Here is a 17,736-nt window from a genome sequence, read left to right on the forward strand (position 1 = left end):
GTGCACTTTATTGTTTAAGGATAGGGAGTATTAGCTTAACGGTTATCGATCTTTTCCGGGTACATATCATGGTTCATCATGCGGTGCTCCGCTATCTGTTCATACTTCGTTCCTGGCTTGCCGTAGTTGGTGTACGGGTCGATAGAGATGCCGCCGCGTGGCGTGAATTTGCCCCATACTTCAATGTAGCGAGGGTCCATCAGCTTAATCAAGTCATTCATGATGATATTGACGCAGTCTTCATGGAAATCGCCGTGGTTACGGAAGCTGAACAGGTACAGCTTAAGGGATTTGCTTTCTACCATTTTAATATCGGGAATGTAGCTGATGTAGATGGTTGCAAAATCAGGCTGTCCTGTAATCGGGCACAGGCTGGTGAACTCCGGGCAATTGAACTTTACAAAATAATCCCGATACGGATGTTTATTATCAAAGCTTTCGAGAATGGCGGGATCATAGGCAAAAGTGTATTGTGTGCCTTGATTGCCAAGTAGGGTAACGTCGGTCATTTCTTCGGGTGTTCTTCCGGTCATATGGATGCGGCTCCTTAAGTTTAGTTTGGTAAAAGAGAGAGGGAGTTATGGTGTGGGGTTAGGTGGCGCTCCGCGAAGGATTTGAGCTTCCGATCGCTGTTGAAATGGGATTCTTTCTGATGATTTGAAAGATATAGATTAGAATCCCATTTCAAAGGCGAACGCTATCGCTTCTCCAGCTTCAATTCCTCCGCTTCGCTGCCGACCGCCGTCAACACCATAAAGTCCCTACCCGTTTACATATTGGTTGGGGCAGAAGTGAATAATGCTCGCTCCTATATGAAAGGAGCGTTATTTTGCGAGAAACCCCGCCCTCACGGACGAGGGTTTCTCTTTTGGATGTCGAGGATGTACTTCGACTAATTTGGCATAACTTGTGTATCACATACAGCTCATACGGAATATATTACATATAAGTGTTATACGCCGCGTTTGTTGCCCCATACGAGGGTGTGGAGCTGTGGGAGTACTCTTACGTCGTTTAGTCGGGAATCGTCCATGACACGGTCGATAAGCCATTCATAACGATGGAGTAGGGACTCCGCAATCTGTCCGGTGTTCTCCGTGTTCACATCTGGATTACCCGTCTGGAGGAACAGCGGTACGTGTGGATAGCGCTCGTGAACGGTGCGGGCGTAGGCAAGATCGGTGTCATCGAAGATGACGACCTTCAAGCTGCAAGCTCCGATATAGAGCCGCGCAGATTCATTAGCGGGTTCCTTCAAGCCCGTTGCGGTTGGGACGTTGGACGTAGCTCGGGGCTCACTAGCCATCTTCCGGTTCGACAGACGGGCGACGATATCATCCAGCACATCCCAGTTGGTCGTCATACCCGAGCTGGGTGGCTTCGGGGACAGGGTTACCTCATCGATATCGTACAGCCATTCCTGCCAGCGGGAGCCTTGTGTTTCGACAGCGGTGGCAATGCCTTGGCTGCGTAGCAGGGTGATTAGCTCCCCAAGCTGCGGTAGCAGGGCAGGATTTCCTCCAGAAAGGGTCACATGCGAAAACCGTTCGCCACCGATGGCCTTCAGCTCCTGCCAAATGTCTGTGGCACTCAGACGACGGATCTGATCCTTGGCGCTGCCGTCCCAGGTAAAGGCGGAGTCACACCACGAGCAATGGTAATCGCAGCCTGCGGTGCGAACAAACATCGTTTTACGACCAATGACCATCCCTTCGCCCTGAACAGTGGGTCCAAACACCTCCAGTACGGGAATAGGGGCTATTTTGGTCCCGTGGGAGGCTATCATGGGTTGGTGAGTAGTCACGGTATTACTCATCGAGCATCCACTCCCGTCGGAACTCGGCGTAGCTGGTAGGTGTCTCGAACAACCGTACAAACTCGGTACGTCCACCTTCGACACGGTTGCAGTATGCATCCGAGGTCAAGGCGGACTCCATTTGTTCAAAGATCCAGACGACCATATTTTCCGCCGTTGTATTCATTGGAGGAAGCGTCTCATTCAAGTAACGATGGTCCAGAAAAGGTTCAATCCGCTCTTTCCAGATCGTTTTGATGTCACCAAAATCCAGCGTTAGACCCGTTTCGCCGGGTATACCGCTTATGCCAAAAACGACGATGTAGGTATGACCGTGCAGATTTTTGCATTTGCCTTCGTAGCAGTGCAAATGATGTGCTGCATCGAATGTAAATTGTTTGCTGACTAGTACACGTTTGCGGTGATAACGCAGCTGAGAGTGCTCAATGTCTGTCCCGAACTGCTGGAGCTTGTCGACAATGCGGAAGGTACCTGGCTCACGCATGACCTTCAACTCCTTGGGAGGAAGCTCCGCGCATCACGAGATATTGCTCGAGTCCAGCACGGCGAAGTTTGCAAGCAGGGCATTCGCCACAGCCGTCGCCAATGACGCCGTTATAGCACGTTAGTGTACGTGTTTTTACAAATTCAAAAGCTTTCAGCTCATCGGCCATCTGCCAGGTTTCGGCCTTGTTCAGCCACATGAGCGGGGTATGAATCACAAAGGGATAGTCCATCGAAAGGTTCAGTGTGACGTTTAGCGATTTGATAAAAGAATCCCGGCAATCGGGATAGCCGCTGAAATCCGTCTCACAAACGCCTGTAATCAAGTGACGCGCTCCTTTTTGCTTGGCGAGAACTCCCGCGAAGCTCAGGAACAGAAGGTTGCGACCATCTACAAAGGTGCTAGGCAGTTCGCCTTCCTGTTGTGTAATGTCAATGTCGGTGCGTGTGAGGGCATTAGGGGCTAGTTGATTAAGCAGGCTCATATCCAGTACCGTTTGCGGAACACCTAGTTCACGGGCGATTCCAGCGGCTACTTCGATTTCCTGCTTGTGGCGTTGACCGTAATCGAACGTCACGGTTTCTACTTCAGCAAAATGTTTTTTTGCCCAAAATAAACAGGTTGTGCTGTCTTGGCCGCCGCTGAATACGACGACTGCTTTTTCGTTTGCAAACATAAAAAAAAACCTCTCGATCTTCTTGGAATGGTGCAAGACACGGAGTCTTGTCACTTGGAAGAAGGAGAGTTCTTGAACCGACTTCAACAAAAAACAGGCCTTGCCCCGCGAATTCATTTTTCTTGCGGAGGACAAAGCATCGTTAGTTTTTTATAGAGGGAGTTCGCGAACCTCTCCCATGCATGACGCATGGATTTTCTTCATTAGTATCTGCCACGAGGACAGACGGCTTTAGCATTGTCATTATAGCATGGCAGGGCTATTTGATAAACACTCCACCAAATGGAATGACTTCCCGTAAAAAGCGCTGGATCACGCCATCGTCGTTCATATCCTGTTGGAGCCGCCGATGATGTTCCCCGGCATGGAATAGTACGGTACCCTGTCCGGTCATTTTAAAATGATAGTTCATATGCTGGCTGGCCAGATGGTTGCCGTACACGGTCAACTCCAGTTTGGCGTTTTCGGGATAGGCAATGACGCTGCTCGCATCCACATATATCGGCTCTGTCGGATGAAGCTGTTCTTGACATACCAATCCCTGTGTCAAAAGACCGATTTGACCCACACCGTCAAATTTCATTTTTATAACATCGCGGCTAAACAACATGTTTTTCATGCTTAGCAGCTTGGTACGCATTTGAATACCGGAGCTGTACCAGAACAGGTTGCGAAAATCGTATAACAGATCATCGCTTCCTTCAAGCTTAATCATTTTTAGACTAAAGCCAGGTGGAAGTGCGGCAATTAGGCGACAAGCACCTGTGAAATCGGCCTGAATCAGTTTGTGTTTGCGATACATGCCCTTTATATTCATTAGTTTATCACTACGGCCTGAGCTGGGTCCGCGGTATGCGATGATTTGCTGCGGATGCAGAACGTGCAGCTTTTCTCCTTCCGCCAGATCGAGCGTTACGACCGAACCGACGCTTTCATCATGGTGTTGTCCTGCTTGTATGTCCATTCAGACCTTTCATCCTTTCAGGCAGTTAGTATCTTCCCGAACGTCGACGCATCCCGTAACGCAACAGTCGGATACCGATAAAATAACCGGCCAGCAGAATTATAGCTGTGATGATGAGCATTTTATTTCGGTGTGAAGCCTGATCGCGCTGGGTTTGAAGATTTTTTAATTCTGTGACAGTGTCAGTCAGCTTGCGGTTTTGCTCCAGTAATTGGGCGTTTTGCTCTTGATAGGCTTCTAAGCTGTTACGGGCCTTCTCCAGATCCTCCTGTGTTTGTCGGTAGCTTTCCTTGAGCTGATACACATCACCGGGCAACCGCGAAAATTGCTCGAAGCCTTGGTACACATCATCCCAATAAGCAGCATGTACTTCGGGTACACGAGTTATCCCAAAAATAAACAAAAGTGCTATAGCAGCGCAGACAATGCGGCGGTACAAAGCAAAACGACAAGTTGGTCGTGCCAAGAGATGTTCCCCCTTTTGATAAACCAAGATGTTAGATGATATAGATCATTACCCATATGACATGGTTACGTATAATATAACGATTCGGATGCAGATTTTAGAATAAACGGACGATAAATATGAAGAAAATGTCCTCAAAAAAAGTCGATATATTAGTTTAAGTGTACCTTAAAACGGGTATATCAAGGAAGCGGCAACATTCCGGCATTTTTCCCAGCATACAAGTAAAGAACGATCCACACCTGATCAGGGGCTTAAGTTGAATAAATGAACTGAAATATATTAAAAATTGATATAAAAGGAGATTTTGCAAGATGAATGAGAGAGAACAAAACTATAAAACTTTAAAAATCACTGTAAATGGAAAGCCGTTATCAAAGGATCTCGTCGTAGATAGCACTACTTTTGCTCCTATATCTGATATTTGCACAAAAACGAATGTTTCTTTAACAGAAACTACAATCTCATAAGTTTAAATATAGAAGTAGACTATAATATGGCCCGGCATACGCCGGGCTATTTTTGCGCATTCATGTAATTCAAATGGTTTAAAATGTTATTTACCAAACTAGGTCCCCCTTCATAAAGATTCCCATGTATAATTTTCACAATCAAACATACGTTCCCTGACAATATAGTGTCAGATAACACTGTTAATTTAGAGTTACATGTTCTTTTAGGGGGAATTTACCAGTGGTGAAGTCAATGCTCAATGTAACGTACACATGGGACAAAGAGTCTATATCTGCGAATGGGTCCAAACAAGTAAATCTACTGATAGAATGGGGCTATGGAGCTATACGCAAAAGAAAAGGAAATCTAATACCGAAAGCAGCGGGATGTGACCTTCAACTCCAGTTCATTCCAGAAAACGGAGTAAGTCTATTAAAAGCTGAAGGGGTAAGGCTCGGTTTTAAACGCTCGGAAAACGGAGATAGGATGTTTGTTCACTGTGGTGATGTAAGGCGGGGAAAATATAGACAGGCTATTTTGACGTTTTCTATACCGGCTCACTCGTCCGGAAGACATACGATTGGAATGATGGAGTGGAGCTGGCGCAAGCCATTGCAGGAAAAGCGAACGCTGATCCGGACAGACCAGCTCTACATTCATTTTACGCATCATCTTGGTCTGCTGAGCATTCCATCCAACCCGAAGGTGGAAAAATACATAAAACTGAATGAGACGCCTCCTATTGTAAAAAAGGCATTGCGTATGTACGAGAAAGGGGAATATGAGCAAGGGGCGTTCATCCTTACCAGACAAGCAGATGAATTACTTATACGTGCAGCAAGAAGCGATGATATGGACTACCTGCAGGAAGCCGAGTTGCTTCTGGCTATACGTAATAAATGGAGCGGTACTTTTGTATCATTTAAAGCGTATAGTTCTAAAGTCTTTTTTAATAAGGCGATATCGCTAGAAAATGTTCGTTTTACTGAAAATGATACTTTGAGATAGGCAATTATGCTAGTTTATTTGTGTAATATAGTGAGTCTAATTTACTATCTTTTTGTAAAGGAGAGACTTCCTTGACTGATCGGTTGATACGTTTAATGCGGATTATTACTATTGTTCAGGCAAATCCAGGGATATTGGCAAGAGAGCTTGCCGAACGTTGTGAAACATCAGAACGTACCATATACCGAGATATGGAGGCGCTAAGCGCTATGCATATACCGATTACGAATATGGGGCATGGCAAGGGGTACATTTTTATTAGCAATTTTGCTTTGTATCCTCTAAATTGGACGGAAGAAGAGGCAGAGGCTTTTACTAAGCTGGGAGAGATTATGGAAACGGTAAAGCCTCTTTTACCGCCAGCTTTTGAAAGTGCTTATGAGAAAGTGATGGCCTCTAGTCAGAAAAAAAAGATGGACCAGACGAGCTTCGCGCAGGAAATGAAAAATATTGTCCGGCTCGGCTCGACACTTGATCGGGAAAACCAGCCCTATCTGCTCAGGCTGATTGTTTTAGCGAGTCTTACGCAGCAGACTATTGAAGCGGAATACAGCTCACCTCAAAATGAAGATGTATCACTCGTTCAGGTGGATCCTTATTGTTTGGTTCCGCAGGATCGGCGATTCTATATGCTTGGTTTTTGTCACAAGCAATCCGCGATGAGAACCTTTCGGATCAGTCGATTTCGGAACATGAGAATTTTGCCGTATACGTTTCAAAAAAATACAACTGAAATGGAAATGTTTTTTAAAGGGACCTGGTCGGTGACCAAAGGAAATCAGAATATCCGGTTTGTGGTACGTTTTTCTGCCGAGTCTGTATATCGGGTCAAAGAAGAGGAGCTGTTCATCAAGCCTTTTCTTAGGGATTTGCCGGATGGAAGTTTGTTGTTTGAGGTGACGGTCAATCATGACCGTGAATTTTTGGATTGGCTCACTTCCTATGGAGCTGAGGCCGAGATCCTGGAGCCTTTACGGTACCGCAAACGAATGCAAGAAATGCTGCGGACCTGGGGGACATTCTATTTCGATAAAAAGGCAGGAAATCAAGAATAACAGGGGGAGATCCCCCGGAACGGGCCGGGGAGCTATCCGCTTAACGGTCCTTAAACAGGTTGGCGAGATTGCCAAAAGGACTGTACTGCTCCTGTTCTTCTTCTGGTGAGGAGTAGACGAGCTTCGATCCACGGCTTTCCTCATCGTCAGCAGCATTATGAACTAATGTAATACGATCAAAATGGTACATGAAAACCTGAGCGGTGTTCACGGCATCATCCAGTGCCCGGTGTTGTTGACCGTCAAAGTCAATGTTGCACAATTCCAGCGCCTGAGACAGGCTCAACTGACGGTACTTTCCATTGGAACCAAACAGACGGGAAATCTGCTTCTGTATATCATTTGTATTATGAATCCATCCGAGATCTACATGATGGGTACGACAATGGGATACCAGCTTCTGACGGTCATCCGGGCCCCATGCGCATAAATAATAAGGGGAATCCGTACCGAGCCAGGCTATGAATTCCTTCACAGCTTCAGGAAATAGTGGAGCGGCATCAATATCTCGTTGAGTAATACCTGTGAACTGAACGGTATCTGTAGAGAGTACAGGCCGATTCGAGGGTCTTACAAAACTGTGAAACGTATCCGCAACGTATAGGCCATCGTCTCCCTGAACAACTTTGACGGCACCAATATCAATGATTTCGGAGGAATATCTGGCGTTGCGGCTAACAGTAAATTCAAGATCGTAAATAATGTATTGCATTTCAGGACTCCTTTCACACATATAACTGATCCCGATGGGTATCGGGACGAATGTTCTCTGCCCGAATGACTCTTCTCCATCATACCTCTCGGTTCACAACTTGTCAGCGGTTAAAAGGTTTGCTTTTAAAAAAAATATGCGATGTCCAAATGAGCTTGGACTATCGCATATCTAAAAACGCCTGACATACAGCAGCATCCGAAACCACTAGGATTCCGGATGCTGCTTTTGCTAGCTATTGAATTAGGCCGGGAGGTCTAACTTTTGTCCCGGATAAATGCGGTGAGGATTCTTCAACTTATTCAACTGCTGAAGCTGTTGCCAGGTGGTACCATGTTTGCGGGAAATGTCATACAGCGTATCCCCGGATTTCACAACATATACATGGTTATTTGTAACTTGTGCAGAATTTGATGTCTGCTGTGGCTTGGCTGTTTGAGACTTTTCCGGCGCCGGTTTTGCGGGTGCTGGTTTCGCAGCCGGTGTAGGAACGGGTTGCGGCTTTTCCTGCACAGGTGCAGGTGTTGCGGTTGAGGCAGACGGCGCAGCTTGTGTGGCAGGGACAGAAGTTTTACCGTCAGCCTTGGCTTCTTGAATGCGACCGTCCGCTTGTACTTGCAGGCTAGCGGAGCCGACCTTTTGCATATAGCGGATTAACGCCTCATCAAGCGAGCCGAACATACCTGCTTGTGGATATTTAGCGAACATCGTATATTGGTCACCACCTACGGCAGTAAAATCATTGGTGGCCAGTGTGTATGTTGCCTCAGGATCAAGTGTTTTTCCGCCGATCAGGATGGAATGAACACGGCTGCCTTTGGCTGCTGATGTGTCTATTTTGAACGTGATACCTGATACCTGTGGGAAACCTCCGCTTGGCTCTGGATAGGAGGCTGTACCATTTTCCAGTGCGCCCTGAATGTCAGAGCCCTTCACTTTCAGGGTAACGATCTGGTTGCCGAAGGGCAGTACAGTGATGATGTCTCCCTTGGTTACCGTCCCCGTCTTGATGGAAGCCCGGATGCCGCCACCATTCGTTAAAGCTACGTCTGCTCCCGAAACGTCACGCATAGCATCGGTGAGCAAGTCACCGAGATTGGTTTCACTTGCACGTACCTTTTCGCGTGCTCCTTCCAAATCCACACTCGTTTGCGTTACAACCTCTTTAAGAATAGGTTCCTGGTCCTTTTGAATGGAGGCGATCAATGCAGCAATCTCAGCGTTGGGCTGAACATCGGGTGCTTGAGTCGAATCAATCAGCTTGGCTTGCTTTTGCGTAACCTTACCCCCGTCAACCCATAAGTCCACAACACCCAGATACTTGGTATATTCACCTGCGCTAGCGATCAATGTACCATTGTCACTAACCAAGCCTTTTTCCAGTACGGTATGGCTGTGTCCATCGATGAAAATATCAATGCCAGGCACTTCCTTAACAACCTTGAGGCTGGTGTCCTTACTAGACGCATCCTGCCCCAGATGACCAAGAACAATAACGACATCTACTTTGCTGCGGATTTCATCAACAGCCGCTTTGGCCTCAGCCGCAGGATCGGTGAATTGAATACCCTCAACATTTTTGGGATTCGTCTTATATGCCGTTTCTGGCGTAGTCAGACCGATAATACCGATTTTAACGCCGTCCACTTCTTTAATAACATAGGGTTCGAACAAACGTGTTCCGTCTGTTTGTTTAATATTGGCGCTAAGCACAGGGAACTGAATCTCCTTACTTAGCTCAACAAGATGCTTCCAACCATAATTAAACTCGTGGTTACCCGGAACCATAGCATCATAGCGCAGCTTGTTAATCACTTTCACAATACTTTCACCTTTAACCAAAGTAGCGAAGGTCGTTCCGTGAACGGTATCCCCGTCATCCAGCAGCAGTGTATTGGGATTGGAAGCCCGGTACTGATCAATGATACCCGCCAGCTTGGCGAATCCCATTTCCTTGTCGTTCGCGACCACGTGGGCATGGGTATCGTTCGTATGTAAGATGGTGATGTGTTTACCGCTGACTGGAGCCGTTGCCGTTCCCGCTGTTCCCACATTGGTTGCTGGGTCTGCTGCTGCTGCTGTACCGAGACACCCAAGTAAAAGCGCGACAGTCGTCAGGATTGACGAGAGTTTTTTCCATGAGTTCATGTTGTTCCTTCAACCTCCCATAAAATGAATGAATTAGAGAAACCGCTTACGACCACATTTTATCAGATGATTGTAAAAATAACTTCTATTTTATATCAAAGCATTAAAATTTTTTGATATATCGGTTGTTAAATCCATCGTCTAGTTACCTATATTATAGAGGAAGTAATCAACAGCAGCTCACAGAATGAGAACTAATGTTCTGTTTTATGATCAAAAAAAAGGGCAGTCTCTTTGGGCAGCCCGATCCGGGGTAAATAGTGATCCAACGTTTCGTCAGCTAGTGGCGGTTTTCCTTCACTCAGCAAAAGCACGGCAAACCGATTGGCCTGCTGTTCAAATTTTCCTGGGGAAAAGTAGGAATGCTCCTCCATAAAAAAGCGGCTAATGCCTTTATGCAGTCGGTCATGTCCCAATTCATGCGCACAGACGAACCGTTCCCATTCGGGTGTGAGGCCATTGTGGATAACGATAAATCTTCTACGCAGCTTGTGGTAATACAGCCCTTTGGTTGTGGGGCCTAGATCGCAGTATCGGATATGGATACCCAGGGCTTTCGCAATATCGAAGGGGCAGTTGGTACGGTATTTTCGGACAAGTTTGTGAATGAGTTCGTTCATACGCTCACCTGCTATCCCTGATCTTTGCCCGTTCGGGGCTCTTTGGGCTTTTTATGTTTGTTCATCTGCTTGGCTTCCCAGAACAGACCTGTCAGCACGTCTTTGATCCGTTGGCGGTCTTTTTCATCCAGCGGAATGCCATCGAACATTAATTCGTCGTCTTCCTCCAGCATTTTTTTAAAATCCCGGCGGTCTTTAGAGGTTGTCCATTCCGGCACAGTAGAAGGATAAAGTTCATGTGGACTTTGCTCCATTGAATCATCGTCTCCCCAATATCCGGCGGCCTTCATCATTTCGGTATAGGATACGCTAAGCGCGTCCGCTATTTTGCGGAGAGTGGAGGGTTTGGGAATTCCGCGCAGTCCATTTTCAATGCGGGAAATTTGTGAATTGCTAATACCTGCAGCATCTGCCAACTGGTTGATGCTCCATTGTTTGTGCTCACGCTGCTGCTTTAAGTAAGTTCCGAATGCTGGCTGTTCCACAATGGGGGCTCCTTTCTGCAAGAGAATCATAGATATTAGTTTTATTATACCATTAGGTAAATAGTAAAAGCACGTAATATGCCAAAAGGCATAGAAAAATGAAGCGAATATCCTGTTTTTGGAGCTATACTGCTTTTTTTGACGATGGATACCTATCCTAAATAATGTTATGTTATACTCAAGATACGAACAAAAGGGGAACAAATTGTAAACACGAGCGTTTTTCTATTTCAGGATTTTTGCAAAATTCGATTCCAGTCGCTTCGAAGTGCAAAATCCTCATTTAAAAATACATCATTGTCAAAAGGCATAAGATAAGGAGTGTTGCTTTACATGAGAAATAACTTACCCGAATTGGACCGTCGCAAAACGCAGAATGCATTGGAGGGTGTGTTTGAGAAATACCGAATTTATAAAACGATTACTTTTATGGATCGGGAGAGCTTTATTACTGCTGGCTATACGGATCGCCCGAACGGACCAACGAATGTGACAAGCGATCCAACGGCTCGGACAGCCGTATATAATGTAGATGCTCCTGCCGCCCGCTTGGCCTACTGCGAAATGGTGGATGCGGTAGTGAGTCGCTTGAATGAACGCGAACAGCTGCTCATCCGTGAACGTTATTTAAAGGATGACGATGTGTTTGATTACAAGGTTTACAATTATGTGTTAGACCCGCCAGTCAGCAAGGATACGTATACGAAGCTTCGTACGCGTGCTTTTTACAAAATGGCGCTTGCGCTGGCGGACCAAGGCGTTTTGAATCTGGCAGGCTTGCAGAAGGGCGCGGATCGAAAATTAGGGTAATGTAATAATTATCCACTTGTTCTCATTTCTATTTTAAAATCGTTTCCTAAAAGGCTTTGATTTCCTGTAATAACAGGGATCAAGGCCTTTTTTCATGACAGGAACACATGTTCTCGAAAAACCTCCCAACTTCATCCCTAGTCTCTGCTTTTATCGTCCATTTCCCCGGCAACGCATTTGTTATTAGGGTGTAAGATTATATCATCGGGAATCAAGACAAGAGGACATACCGAAGACACACACAGTCAAACGTTAGCCGGCCATTAAGGCCGGTTTTTTCATGCGGTGATTGTCTCTGTCGGTTCCCGATGAATTCGTTGAATAGAAAGGAGGAGTCGTGTTGCCTAAGCAAGGGATGCTGCAATGCATGAGTACGAGGCTACGCCAGCTGAGAACACGGAAGTGGAAAAAAGCCTGGCTGAATAGCCACAACATGCGAACGCAGGGTACGCAAAGGTGGCATGCCGCAGGATGAGACAAGCCTTTAAGCAAAAGCTCATTGAAATTATTCCAGCGCTGCAAGGGCGTGTATACGATGTTCAGCCACCGTCGCAGACGGCAGAGGAGCCGTATGCTGTTATGGCGCTGGGCGAGGAAATCTGGAAGTCTTCCTGGGCCGGCTATCGGCAGGTTGTTCGCATCAAGCTGTACGCAGGACAAGCCGGGCTGGCGCAGGCTGATGTATGGGCGAATGCCCTGATTGCCGGGCTGCACCGGGAACCAGTGACAGGTGCAGGTGAGGACACATCGGCTTTTACCGCGCACTATTTGGGCGTGCGAGATGCAGAAAAGCTGGACACTGTTACGGGCAAGGCCTATAGAACGCTGCGTTTTGGCGTGTATGTGCCTGAGACGGAAGGTGGTTTGGCCGTTCCAGCAAGCGGTGCTACACAGCCGGAAGAGTGGCTGGCCGCGCTGGTCCGCTGGACGCAGAAGCAACTGGGCGAAACGTGGTCGGTATACGCCGACGCATGGCCCGCACAGCCGGGGCGGCAAGCGGTACTATGGCGGATGAGCGGCTGCGAAACTAGGATGGCGGGAGCCTCCATGTATGAGCTGCGCAAACGGTTCATCGGGCATATTACCGCCCCGGACACCACTGAAGAAAACCGCGCAGCTTCCGCACTGATCGAGGGCTTTGCCGCTCAAATCCAACTTCCTCTGGATCAGGACAAGGGCCGTTATATGTCTACAGCTGAAGCTTCAGCCGATGTGCAGGCGGATGCCATTTTAGATGGTCAGCTTCGGCTGATGCTGGTACAGCGGCGTATGCGCCCAGCTGAGGAAGCGGCGTTGATTCGCAGAGTGGAAATTCATCCTATTTTGAAATGAGGTGGTCCGAGTGACCTTGGAAAACCATGAGAAGGCCCCGGTACATTCCGGGCAGGAAGCAAGTGGCCCCCGCTATACGCTGGAGGAGCTAAAGGAGCACGCAGAACAATTGTTTTCCGTGAAAGAAGAAGTGCTGGCAGGCGCCTTTTTTGGCACACAGGACAAGCTGTTTACAGTAGCAGAAGCACACACTAAAATCGAACAATTTATGAAAGCGAAGGTGGACTAATTATGGCAGGCGGAACATGGGAAAACACGAATAAACCGGTATTGCCGGGTTTGTATATGAATTTTCAGGCAGCAGCAGCTTCAGCGATTCAAGGTGGGTCGCGTGGTACGGTCGTTGTACCGGTTAAGGCGAATTGGGGCCCTGTACGTGAGTTTGTAGAGATCGGCAGTGAAACGGCAATTAGTCAAATCTTTTCGGGTGACAGTCTGGACGGGGCGACCGCGTATTCGACGCTGTATCTGGCTCTGCTGGGCGGTCCGAAAAAGCTGTTAGCTTACCGTTTGGCAGATGATACAGCTGCTGAAGCATCTGTGACGCTGAAAAGCGGCGGTGAGACCCCAGCGGATGTGCTGCGCCTGAAGGCTTTGTATACAGGTAGCCGTGGTAATGGTTTTGCTGTAACTGTACAGCCAACTTTGGGTGATGAGCAAGCACGTGAGGTGCGCCTTTATGAAGGAACCAAGCTGCTCGGTACGTACAAAGGCAGTGACGGTACGGCTGCCTCCATTGCCAAGGCCATGAACGAGAACAGCGAAAACGTATGGGTGAAGGCTGAGGTTGTCGGCGACGGCGGCATTCCGGTGGATGTCAGCGGCGTACACCTCACTGGCGGCAACAGCGGCAATAGCAAGCTGGTTAATGCCGATTACATCGCGATGCAGGAGGCGCTTGAAGGACAGGAATTTAATGTCTTGGCCCTGGATTATGCAGCTGATCTGGCATTGCTGCAAAGCTTTGCTGCCTGGATCAAGCGTGTCCGCAACGAAGGTAAAGGCGTAATCGCTGTATTCGGTGGTTCTGTGGCAGATGATGTGTCCAAAACAGCCGTCAGCGTAGCCTCTGCACGTTCCCTGGCACTGAACCATGAAGGCATCGTGAACGTCGGTACAGGCGTACGTCTGGCAGGTACGGACTACAGTTCTGCCCAAACGGCTGCTTATGTAGCCGGACTGATCGCAGGCCAACGTCTGAATCAATCGGCAACGTATGCGGTTACGCCTTTTGAGGATGTAACCCGCCGCTGGACACGTTCCGAGCAGGAGCAGGCTGTCCGTAATGGTGTCTTCCTGCTGTTCTTCGACGGACGTCAGGTCAAAGCGCTGCGTGGGATTAACAGCTTGGTAAACCCGTCTGCCGGACAAAACAACGCATGGAAGAAAATCCGTTCCATCCGCGTTATGGACGCTATTAACGCTGACTTGCAGCGTGCAGCCGAAGAGACATACATTGGCAAAATCAACAACACGGTGGAAGGTCGTCTGGCGCTTATCGGTGCAATCAAAGAATACCTGGCACAGCTGTCGCTGAGCAACGTCATTGAAGCAGACGGCTACGATGTCATTCTCGACCCGGCTTACTACGGTGATGCGCCAGTCATCAAACCGGAGCCGGATCAAGTGTTCCTGCAATGGAACGTGAAGCTCACCGACGTGATGGAGCAGCTGTTCGGCACATTTTACGTGCAATAAATAAGCATTTTTACGTGTATAAGCATTTCGCAGGCAATCAGTAGAAATGAAGTAGCTTGTTAACAACGAGGATTTTATAAAATCCTGAACTATATTATGGATTATTTTGAGGAGGAAAAAGAAATGTTGGATGCTTCAAGAGTCATTTTAGGTACGTATGGTCAGGCGCATGTGGACGGGGTGTGGCAGACGAATATCAATAAGCTGGAAGCTAGCGTAGAGATGGAAAAACGCGAGCTGAATCTCGTGGGCAACGAGTGGAAGGTGCACAAGCGCGGTATCAAAAAGGGAACGGGAACGATGAGTGGCTACAAGGTCACATCCGATATGATTCGTCGCGGTTTTAACCGTTTTGAGATTATTACAAAATTGGATGATCCAGAAGCCTTCGGACATGAAAGTATTCGTCTTATTCGTTGCACTCCTGACAAAATCCAACTGGCCAACTGGACAGCAGGTGAAGAAGTACAGGAAGAAACGACCTTCACCTTTGAAGGCTATGAGCTGCTAGATCCGATTGTAGCAAACTAAATTGGAAAACGGGGGATGGGATGCTGTGAGGCGTTCCGTTCCCCAAATACAAATAAACAATAAGGGAGAATGACTTATGAGCTTGAATGAGAATATGACAGAAGAACAAATTTTGGACAGTCTGTTTGAGGCCGCTGAAAAACTACCGGAGGAAACGGTTCGTATCAAGCGCCTTGATATGAAAATTGTGCTGCACGGCCTGACCTCCAGCAAGGTGGACAGCATTCGTGAGCGCTGCACGATTCGCCGAACCGTAAAGGGTGCAGTGGATGAGAAGGTAGATACTGAAACGTTCAACGCCTTGTTGATTTCGGAAGCTACCGGCAAGCTGGAAGTGAAAGGCTTGTCCCTTAATGGTTGGGGCGATCCCCGGATTACAAGCCGCTTGAAGCTGTCCGGTGGTGAACAGTCCGTCCGCCGTATGCTGCTGGCGGGTGAACTGGATGCAGTAGGGGATAAGGTGCTGGAACTGTCCGGTTTTGGCGTTGAGATTGCTGATCTAAAAAACTAATCGGCTCCGGGGGAATGACGACGATGCTGTACCACTTGTGGGTCCGGCACCACCTCCGCCCCGGAGACTTTTGGCGGCTTCCTCGCGGTGAGCGTATGCTGCTGCTGGCGTTTGCCGAACAGGAAATGGATAGCATAGCAGCTTCAAAAGCATAAACAAGGAGGTGAACATGATAGATGGCAGAAGCATTAAATTACCGCATGAACCTTGTGATTGATCCTAAAAACGTCATTAAGGCGAACAGAGAGTTGCGTGCAATGGAACGCTATTTTGAGCGGATTCAAGGCCGTGTTTTGAAAATCGGCCGCACTCGCATGGCCCCGGAAATTGTGCTGAACGATATGGCTTCCAAAGGATTGGATAATCTGTTGAACAAGATTAATCGGGTCAAATCCCAGATTATTAACGCTTCGGGGAATGTAAATGTGAAGGTGAATAGCGGCACTGCTAAAGCAGGTCCGGTTAAGTCTGATAACAATCTGAGTACGGTTTTGAAAGCAAATACTACTGCTGTAGAGGCCAATACGGCTGCTATTGCGGATTTGAGTACTAAGTTAGGCTCTCTGAAACTCGGTGGTGGGACGAAAGAAGAAGAGCCAAAGGGTTTTTTGGAAAATCTTAAAGATACCCTCGGGGGTGTCAAAAAGTTTGGCGAAGGCATGAAAGGATTTTCCGAATTAAAAACTAAAGGAGCAGCATTTAAAACGGAATGGGGTAAGGTCAAATCAGCAGGAGGAACTACAAGAAGACAAAAAATAGCTAATGGTGCGAAAAAAATATGGGAGAACAGAGCAGAATTAGGCAAGGTTACTGGTGAACTTTTTGAAAGCTTCGGCGGTACTGGAGATATGCTGGAAGGCGGAATGGATTTTTTTAAAGGCGGCGGTGGAATAATTGGGAATATTAAAAGCGGTGGCAGTGCTGCTATAGATGCAGTTTCTAGCGCGGCTTCTAGCATTATAAACCCAAGCACTGCTGGTGCAGCTGAGGAAGCCGGATCAGGCTTATTTAAGAACCTTTTAAAAGGTGGAGCGAAAAAACTGTTGGGACCTTTAAGTTATGGGATGGATATTATGAATATCGCTCAGTCCGCTCCTGGTAAAGAACGCTCACAAGCTGTAGGCTCTGCTATAGGAGGGGGAGTATTGGGAGCCGTCGGAGGTATTGTAGGTTCAGTGATTCCAGGAGCAGGTACTGTTATTGGCTCTACATTAGGGAGTATGGCAGGTGATTGGATTGGAGGTAAAATTGGCGGATTAGTCTCAGATTATGGTCCAGCCATGATGGACAAAGCGAAGTCCGCTGGTAAATTCCTTGGAGAAAAAGCTTCCCAGGTTACAGGCTGGCTTTCGGATAAGGCTGGAGACTTCGGTAAAGGCTTTTCTGATTTCTTTTCTTTTGGTAAAAAAGATGAACCTAAGAAAGAGCCAGCTAAGCCGCCTGAAGTACCTAAACCAGCAACCTCTAAACCAGCAATCCCACCTCATTCGAATTTAGGTAAGTCATTTGAGCCCTTAACGCCTATGGCTATAAATTATAGTGCTCGTGCAGTTGCAAACGTACCTCCGCAACCAGGTGCAAAAGGCGTCCCTAATCCTTATGGACCGATGGCTATAGCTAACCAGGGAGTCAATCCAAACCCACTACTGAATACTGCGGCTCATGCGAACAATGGAGCCAAAGCTAAAGGCAAAGGTAATGGTAATCCGACACCTCAAGTAGTACAGATCAGTCCTGAACAAATGGGAACACTGTCTGGCTTTTTGAAGGATTTTAAAACGGAAACCACCAACCAATTCAATCTTCCTGCGGGGGCTGTACAGGTCACTGTACATGAGAACAAGCTGGATGTGGATGGGCTTATTACGCAAATTGGCTACCGTCTCAAAGCTGAAATTCTGCGTGCAACGCAGAACACCAAGCCTGTAGGCGCTGTAGCTAAGTAATACGGTAGATGGGAGTAATGG

Annotated in this window: 21 protein-coding genes and 1 riboswitch; of the genes, 11 read left to right on the forward strand and 10 right to left on the reverse strand. The window is 47.5% G+C overall.

Translation table 11 applies throughout. The features are described 5' to 3' along the window. Nucleotides 1-35 precede the first annotated feature (35 nt). From queF to NLX78_RS15895, 6 genes are all read right to left on the reverse strand, one after another. Nucleotides 36-533, reverse strand: coding sequence for a preQ(1) synthase (queF, locus tag NLX78_RS15870; protein ID WP_013309106.1), 498 nt, complete (start codon nucleotides 531-533; stop codon nucleotides 36-38). A gap of 419 nt (nucleotides 534-952) precedes the next feature. Then, complete coding sequence (gene queE, locus NLX78_RS15875; RefSeq protein ID WP_254350941.1) at nucleotides 953-1,816, reverse strand: 7-carboxy-7-deazaguanine synthase QueE; 864 nt, start codon at nucleotides 1,814-1,816, stop codon at nucleotides 953-955. Continuing rightward, complete coding sequence (gene queD / locus NLX78_RS15880; RefSeq protein WP_025720580.1) at nucleotides 1,809-2,300, reverse strand: 6-carboxytetrahydropterin synthase QueD; 492 nt, start codon at nucleotides 2,298-2,300, stop codon at nucleotides 1,809-1,811. Before queD ends, queE begins: the two co-directional genes overlap by 8 nt. Further along, the gene (gene queC / locus NLX78_RS15885) at nucleotides 2,293-2,976 is read right to left on the reverse strand and encodes a 7-cyano-7-deazaguanine synthase QueC (protein WP_254329356.1); all 684 of its coding nucleotides are present in this window, start codon (nucleotides 2,974-2,976) and stop codon (nucleotides 2,293-2,295) included. The genes queD and queC overlap by 8 nt, the downstream gene beginning before the upstream one ends. Before the next feature lie 136 nt (nucleotides 2,977-3,112). Then, a riboswitch (PreQ1 riboswitch) is annotated at nucleotides 3,113-3,156 on the reverse strand. 79 nt (nucleotides 3,157-3,235) lie between these two features. Next, nucleotides 3,236-3,940 (reverse strand): AIM24 family protein, encoded by a 705-nt coding sequence (locus NLX78_RS15890; RefSeq protein ID WP_254350942.1) that lies wholly within the window; start codon nucleotides 3,938-3,940, stop codon nucleotides 3,236-3,238. 25 nt (nucleotides 3,941-3,965) lie between these two features. Then, the gene (locus tag NLX78_RS15895) at nucleotides 3,966-4,406 is read right to left on the reverse strand and encodes an SH3 domain-containing protein (protein WP_023987365.1); all 441 of its coding nucleotides are present in this window, start codon (nucleotides 4,404-4,406) and stop codon (nucleotides 3,966-3,968) included. Nucleotides 4,407-4,720: 314 nt separating this feature from the next. Between NLX78_RS15895 and NLX78_RS15900 the strand changes: the two genes are divergently transcribed. The 3 genes from NLX78_RS15900 to NLX78_RS15910 all read left to right on the forward strand — a co-directional run bounded on the left by NLX78_RS15900 (nucleotide 4,721) and on the right by NLX78_RS15910 (nucleotide 6,922). Continuing rightward, entirely contained in the window at nucleotides 4,721-4,876 is a 156-nt protein-coding gene (locus tag NLX78_RS15900; protein ID WP_165176511.1) for a hypothetical protein, read from the forward strand. A gap of 223 nt (nucleotides 4,877-5,099) precedes the next feature. Further along, nucleotides 5,100-5,867 (forward strand): hypothetical protein, encoded by a 768-nt coding sequence (locus NLX78_RS15905; RefSeq protein WP_254350943.1) that lies wholly within the window; start codon nucleotides 5,100-5,102, stop codon nucleotides 5,865-5,867. 71 nt (nucleotides 5,868-5,938) lie between these two features. Beyond that, nucleotides 5,939-6,922 (forward strand): helix-turn-helix transcriptional regulator, encoded by a 984-nt coding sequence (locus NLX78_RS15910; protein ID WP_061831176.1) that lies wholly within the window; start codon nucleotides 5,939-5,941, stop codon nucleotides 6,920-6,922. Between the two features lie 40 nt (nucleotides 6,923-6,962). On the opposite strand, the gene NLX78_RS15915 is transcribed toward NLX78_RS15910, so the two are convergent. The 4 genes from NLX78_RS15915 to NLX78_RS15930 all read right to left on the reverse strand — a co-directional run bounded on the left by NLX78_RS15915 (nucleotide 6,963) and on the right by NLX78_RS15930 (nucleotide 10,887). Continuing rightward, on the reverse strand, nucleotides 6,963-7,634 hold the full coding sequence (locus NLX78_RS15915; protein ID WP_061831175.1) for a 3'-5' exonuclease: 672 nt from the start codon (nucleotides 7,632-7,634) through the stop codon (nucleotides 6,963-6,965). 243 nt (nucleotides 7,635-7,877) lie between these two features. Continuing rightward, a complete protein-coding gene (locus NLX78_RS15920; protein ID WP_254350944.1) occupies nucleotides 7,878-9,782 on the reverse strand; it encodes a 5'-nucleotidase C-terminal domain-containing protein in 1,905 nt (634 codons plus the stop codon). 194 nt (nucleotides 9,783-9,976) lie between these two features. Then, nucleotides 9,977-10,402, reverse strand: coding sequence for an ImmA/IrrE family metallo-endopeptidase (locus NLX78_RS15925; protein WP_250259133.1), 426 nt, complete (start codon nucleotides 10,400-10,402; stop codon nucleotides 9,977-9,979). An 11-nt stretch (nucleotides 10,403-10,413) separates the two neighbouring features. Continuing rightward, on the reverse strand, nucleotides 10,414-10,887 hold the full coding sequence (locus NLX78_RS15930; RefSeq protein WP_254350945.1) for a helix-turn-helix domain-containing protein: 474 nt from the start codon (nucleotides 10,885-10,887) through the stop codon (nucleotides 10,414-10,416). A gap of 333 nt (nucleotides 10,888-11,220) precedes the next feature. Here NLX78_RS15930 and NLX78_RS15935 point away from each other — a divergent pair, with 333 nt between their 5' ends. The 8 genes from NLX78_RS15935 to NLX78_RS15970 all read left to right on the forward strand — a co-directional run bounded on the left by NLX78_RS15935 (nucleotide 11,221) and on the right by NLX78_RS15970 (nucleotide 17,715). Then, nucleotides 11,221-11,697 carry an ArpU family phage packaging/lysis transcriptional regulator gene (locus tag NLX78_RS15935; protein ID WP_013309118.1) on the forward strand — a complete coding sequence of 159 codons (477 nt, stop codon included), beginning with the start codon at nucleotides 11,221-11,223 and terminating at the stop codon, nucleotides 11,695-11,697. A gap of 471 nt (nucleotides 11,698-12,168) precedes the next feature. Continuing rightward, on the forward strand, nucleotides 12,169-13,029 hold the full coding sequence (locus NLX78_RS15940) for a hypothetical protein (RefSeq protein ID WP_254350946.1): 861 nt from the start codon (nucleotides 12,169-12,171) through the stop codon (nucleotides 13,027-13,029). Between the two features lie 10 nt (nucleotides 13,030-13,039). Then, nucleotides 13,040-13,258: a YqzN/YkzM domain-containing protein gene (locus NLX78_RS15945; RefSeq protein WP_028543149.1), complete on the forward strand. Its 219-nt coding sequence runs from the start codon at nucleotides 13,040-13,042 to the stop codon at nucleotides 13,256-13,258. A gap of 2 nt (nucleotides 13,259-13,260) precedes the next feature. Further along, on the forward strand, nucleotides 13,261-14,727 hold the full coding sequence (locus NLX78_RS15950) for a phage tail sheath family protein (RefSeq protein ID WP_254350947.1): 1,467 nt from the start codon (nucleotides 13,261-13,263) through the stop codon (nucleotides 14,725-14,727). Between the two features lie 123 nt (nucleotides 14,728-14,850). Continuing rightward, on the forward strand, nucleotides 14,851-15,258 hold the full coding sequence (locus NLX78_RS15955) for a phage tail tube protein (protein ID WP_007429163.1): 408 nt from the start codon (nucleotides 14,851-14,853) through the stop codon (nucleotides 15,256-15,258). Nucleotides 15,259-15,334: 76 nt separating this feature from the next. Next, nucleotides 15,335-15,769, forward strand: a complete 435-nt coding sequence (locus NLX78_RS15960; protein ID WP_007429164.1) for a phage tail assembly chaperone — start codon at nucleotides 15,335-15,337, stop codon at nucleotides 15,767-15,769. A gap of 14 nt (nucleotides 15,770-15,783) precedes the next feature. Then, the gene (locus NLX78_RS15965) at nucleotides 15,784-15,924 is read left to right on the forward strand and encodes a hypothetical protein (protein ID WP_153794612.1); all 141 of its coding nucleotides are present in this window, start codon (nucleotides 15,784-15,786) and stop codon (nucleotides 15,922-15,924) included. 21 nt (nucleotides 15,925-15,945) lie between these two features. After that, the gene (locus NLX78_RS15970; RefSeq protein WP_254350948.1) at nucleotides 15,946-17,715 is read left to right on the forward strand and encodes a hypothetical protein; all 1,770 of its coding nucleotides are present in this window, start codon (nucleotides 15,946-15,948) and stop codon (nucleotides 17,713-17,715) included. Nucleotides 17,716-17,736 lie beyond the last annotated feature (21 nt).

It is taken from the genome of Paenibacillus sp. Lou8.1 (assembly GCF_024213565.1).
Lineage (GTDB): Bacteria > Bacillota > Bacilli > Paenibacillales > Paenibacillaceae > Paenibacillus > Paenibacillus polymyxa_B.